The sequence below is a fragment of the Ensifer sp. genome, assembly GCF_035999185.1.
Lineage (GTDB): Bacteria > Pseudomonadota > Alphaproteobacteria > Rhizobiales > Rhizobiaceae > Ensifer.
The window spans coordinates 1-4,515 of the sequence record NZ_DASYHB010000125.1 but is presented as its reverse complement, the minus strand read 5'-3'; the positions used below and the strand labels follow the sequence as shown (position 1 = coordinate 4,515).

Annotated in this window: 5 protein-coding genes and 1 pseudogene; all 6 read left to right on the top strand. The window is 60.0% G+C overall.

Annotated elements, in window-relative coordinates; genetic code table 11:
• Positions 1-7: 7 nt before the first annotated feature.
• Positions 8-910 (top strand): branched-chain amino acid ABC transporter permease, encoded by a 903-nt coding sequence (locus VGO04_RS16315; RefSeq protein ID WP_327497013.1) that lies wholly within the window; start codon positions 8-10, stop codon positions 908-910.
• A gap of 4 nt (positions 911-914) precedes the next feature.
• A complete protein-coding gene (gene livM, locus VGO04_RS16310; protein WP_327497012.1) occupies positions 915-2,300 on the top strand; it encodes a high-affinity branched-chain amino acid ABC transporter permease LivM in 1,386 nt (461 codons plus the stop codon).
• Complete coding sequence (locus tag VGO04_RS16305; protein ID WP_327497011.1) at positions 2,300-3,184, top strand: ABC transporter ATP-binding protein; 885 nt, start codon at positions 2,300-2,302, stop codon at positions 3,182-3,184. The genes livM and VGO04_RS16305 overlap by 1 nt, the downstream gene beginning before the upstream one ends.
• Positions 3,184-3,909: an ABC transporter ATP-binding protein gene (locus VGO04_RS16300; protein WP_327497010.1), complete on the top strand. Its 726-nt coding sequence runs from the start codon at positions 3,184-3,186 to the stop codon at positions 3,907-3,909. The genes VGO04_RS16305 and VGO04_RS16300 overlap by 1 nt, the downstream gene beginning before the upstream one ends.
• Positions 3,910-3,933: 24 nt before the next feature.
• On the top strand, positions 3,934-4,278 hold the full coding sequence (locus tag VGO04_RS16295; RefSeq protein ID WP_327497009.1) for a DUF6867 family protein: 345 nt from the start codon (positions 3,934-3,936) through the stop codon (positions 4,276-4,278).
• 114 nt (positions 4,279-4,392) lie between these two features.
• A pseudogene (locus VGO04_RS16290) lies at positions 4,393-4,515 on the top strand (branched-chain amino acid ABC transporter substrate-binding protein); the annotation flags it as partial.

Here is a 4,515-nt window from a genome sequence, read left to right as displayed (position 1 = left end):
AAGATTGATGGAGTATTTCGTCCAGCAGCTCGTCAATGGGCTGACTCTTGGGTCTATTTATGGTATGATCGCAATCGGTTATACCATGGTCTACGGCATCATTGGCATGATCAACTTCGCCCACGGCGATATCTTCATGCTTGGCGGCTTCGCTGCTTTGATTGTCTTTCTAATTCTCACAACATTCATCGGGGGTGTCCCGGTTGTACTTGCGCTGCTGCTGATGATGGTCGTCGGCATGCTGACCGCTGGTCTCTGGAACTGGACGATCGAGAAGGTGGCCTACCGGCCCCTGCGCGGTTCGTTCCGGCTTGCGCCGCTGATCACCGCAATCGGCATGTCGATTGCATTGTCGAACTTCATCCAGGTGACGCAGGGCCCGCGCAACAAGCCGATCCCGCCGCTCGTCTCCTCGGTCTATGATGTCTTCGGCATCACCATTTCGCTGAAGCAGATCATCATCATCATCATCACGGCGATCCTGCTGACCATCTTCTGGTACATCGTCAACAAGACGCCTCTCGGCCGTGCCCAGCGCGCCACCGAACAGGACCGCAAGATGGCCGCGCTGCTCGGCGTCGACGTGGACCGCACCATCTCGGTGACCTTCATCATGGGTGCAGCGCTCGCTGCCGTCGCCGGTACGATGTATCTGATGTATTATGGCGTCGTCGTCTTCACTGACGGTTTCACTCCGGGCGTCAAGGCGTTCACCGCCGCCGTTCTCGGCGGTATCGGGTCGCTGCCGGGTGCCGTTCTCGGCGGACTGCTGATCGGGCTCATCGAGTCCCTTTGGTCGGCCTATTTCACCATCGACTACAAGGACGTCGCGACCTTCTCCATTCTCGCTATCGTCCTGATCTTCAAGCCGTCTGGTATTCTCGGACGACCGGAAGTCGAGAAGGTATAATTCCATGGCAAACATTGCTTCTACGACTGCAAGCGCCGGCACTGACGTGACGGCGCGGGCCCTGCGCGAGGCTGTCTTCGCGGGCCTGATTTCCCTCGGTCTCTTCGTGCTGTTCGTCGGCCTCAAGTCCGACCAGAACATCCGCAACGAGCTGATCCTGACTCAACGCTGGGGCCTGCTCGCGATCTTCGTGATCGTTGCTGCCGTTGGCCGCTTCCTGATGGTCGCCTATGTCCAGCCGGCCATGGCCCGTCGCAAGGCCGCCAAGGCTGAGGCGGAGGATGTGGCAAAGGAAGAGAGCTTCTTCAGCCGCAACTTCTCCAAGCTCGCCATTGCGTTCCTGCTCGTCTATCCGCCGATCATCGTCGCGCTCGTCGGCGTGCAGGGTTCGCTGAAGTGGGTCGACAACTTCGGCATCCAGATCCTCATCTACGTGATGCTGGCCTGGGGCTTGAACATCGTCGTTGGTCTGGCGGGTCTGCTTGATCTTGGCTACGTCGCCTTCTACGCGGTCGGCGCCTACTCCTACGCGCTGCTGTCGACCTATTTCGGCCTTTCCTTCTGGATCCTGTTGCCGGTTGCCGGCATCCTTGCCGCCTTCTGGGGCATGATCCTCGGCTTCCCGGTGTTGAGGCTAAGGGGTGACTATCTCGCGATCGTCACGCTGGCCTTCGGGGAAATCATCCGACTTGTCCTCATAAACTGGACAGAGGTCACGAAGGGTACGTTCGGCGTCTCCGGTATCGCCAAGGCAACGCTCTTCGGCATCAAGTTCGACGCGTCCAAGGACGGTTTCGCGGCGCTGATGGGCCTGCCGATGTCGTCGGCCTACTACAAGATCTTCCTCTTCTACCTGATCCTGGCGCTGGCGCTGCTGACGGCCTACGTGACGATCCGGCTGCGCCGCATGCCGATCGGTCGTGCCTGGGAAGCGCTGCGCGAAGACGAGATTGCCTGCCGCTCGCTCGGCATCAACACGGTGACGACCAAGCTGACCGCCTTTGCGACCGGCGCCATGTTCGGCGGTATCGCCGGCTCGTTCTTCGCGGTGCGTCAGGGCTTCGTCTCGCCCGAGTCCTTCGTCTTCCTGGAATCGGCCGTCATCCTGGCGATCGTGGTTCTCGGCGGCATGGGCTCACTCACCGGCATCGCCGTCGCTGCGGCGGTGATGATCGGCGGCACCGAAATCCTGCGTGAACTGTCCTTCCTGAAGATGGTCTTCGGACCGGACTTCACCCCTGAACTCTACCGCATGCTGATCTTTGGCCTGGCCATGGTCGTCGTCATGGTCTGGAAGCCACGCGGCTTCGTCGGATCACGAGAACCGACAGCCTTCCTGCACGAACGCAAAGCCGTCTCCGGCAGCTTCACCAAGGAAGGGCATGGCTGATGGCCCGCGAGACAACGACAATGACAAAAGACCCCATTCTCAAGGTTGAGCACCTGTCGATGCGCTTCGGCGGTCTCATGGCCATCAACGACTTCTCCTTCGAAGCCTATCGCGGTGATATCACCGCGCTGATCGGCCCGAACGGAGCTGGCAAGACCACGGTGTTCAACTGCATCACCGGCTTCTACAAGCCGACGATGGGCATGATCACGATGAAGCAGAAGGCCGGCAAGGAATACCTGCTGGAACGCCTGCCGGACTTCGAGATCACCAAGCATGCCAAGGTGGCGCGTACCTTCCAGAACATCCGGATGTTTTCCGGCCTGACGGTGCTCGAAAACCTGCTGGTTGCGCAGCACAACAAGCTGATGCAGGCATCGGGCTACACTTTCCTTGGCCTGCTCGGTTTTCCGGCCTATCGCCAGGCCTCGAAGGAAGCGATCGACGTTGCCAAGCACTGGCTGGAAAAGGCATCGCTGATCGACCGCGCCGACGATCCGGCCGGTGATCTTTCCTACGGCGCCCAGCGTCGTCTCGAGATCGCCCGCGCCATGTGCACGGGACCTGAGCTTCTTTGCCTGGACGAGCCGGCCGCCGGTCTCAATCCGCGTGAATCGCTGGCGCTCAATGAACTCTTGCAGGGCATCCGCGCCGATACCGGCACATCGATCCTGCTGATCGAGCACGACATGTCCGTGGTCATGGAGATTTCCGACCACGTGGTGGTCCTGGAATACGGACAGAAGATTTCCGACGGCACCCCGGATTTCGTCAAGAACGATCCGAAGGTCATCGCGGCCTATCTGGGTGTCGAGGATGAAGAGGTTGAAGAGGTGATCGAACAAATCGAGGAAATCGAAGGCGGACCGGGAGGCACTCACTGATGACGGCGCCTCTTCTCCAAGTCAAAGCCGTCGAGACCTACTACGGCAACATCCGGGCTCTGAGCGGCGTCGATGTGGAAGTCAACCGCGGTGAGATCGTCTGCCTGATCGGTGCCAACGGCGCCGGCAAGTCGACCTTGATGATGACGATCTGCGGCAGCCCGCAGGCCCGCACCGGCTCGGTCTTCTTCGAGGGCCGGGACATCACCCGCATGCCGACGCATGAGATCGCCCGGTTGCGCATCGCGCAGTCGCCGGAAGGTCGCCGCATCTTCCCGCGCATGACGGTGTTTGAAAACCTGCAAATGGGTGCGAGCCTCGACAATCTGAAGCACTTCAACGAGGACGTTGAAAAGGTCTTCACGCTGTTTCCGCGCCTGAAGGAACGCCAGGCACAGCGCGGCGGCACGCTTTCGGGTGGTGAGCAGCAGATGCTGTCGATCGGCCGTGCGCTGATGGCCCGTCCGAAGCTCCTGCTTCTCGACGAACCGTCGCTCGGCCTCGCGCCGCTGATCGTCAAGGGCATCTTCGAAGCGATCAAGAAACTCAACAAGGAGGAAGGGCTGACCGTCTTCCTCGTCGAGCAGAACGCCTTTGGCGCGCTCAAGCTTTCGGACCGCGGCTACGTCATGGTCAACGGCCGGGTGACGATGAGCGGCTCTGGCAAGGACCTGCTCGCCAATCCGGAAGTTCGCGCCGCCTATCTCGAAGGCGGCCGCCATTGATGCGTCGCATCTGGAGTTTGTGACATGCAGGGTATTCTCTACGAAGAAGTGTCGATCTGGCAGTTTCTCTTCATCACCTGTGTTCTGGGCGGCTGGACTGCCTGGAGAACGGGAAAGAGCGTCGCCGAGAGCTGGGAGGAGCTTCCGCGCCTCTTGCTCTACGTGGCGTTGCTGGGGCTTGGCATCCGTTTCGTGCACCACGCCCTCTTCGAAGGCACGATGTTCAGCCTGCACTACTATGTCGTGGACACGATCGTGCTTTTGTTGTTTGCTACCGCAGGTTTCCGGTACTACCGGACCAAGCAAATGACCAATAACTACTATTGGCTCTACGAGAAGGCTTCGCCTTTCTCCTGGAAAGCCAAATAAAGGGAACAGCGCGCGCCGGCCGCCGCGGCCGGTGCGAAAGAAACACCGGCGCAACTATGGTGGGCATTGCGCAGGTTGGTAACGAGACCCGCTCGGATAATTGGGAGTAACAAGATGAAAAAGTCTCTTCTGTCGGCGGTCGCGCTGACGGCTATGGTTGCCTTCAGCGGCAGCGCCTGGGCTGATATTCTCGTTGGTGTCGCCGGCCCGCTGACTGGCCCGAACGCCGCCTTCGGT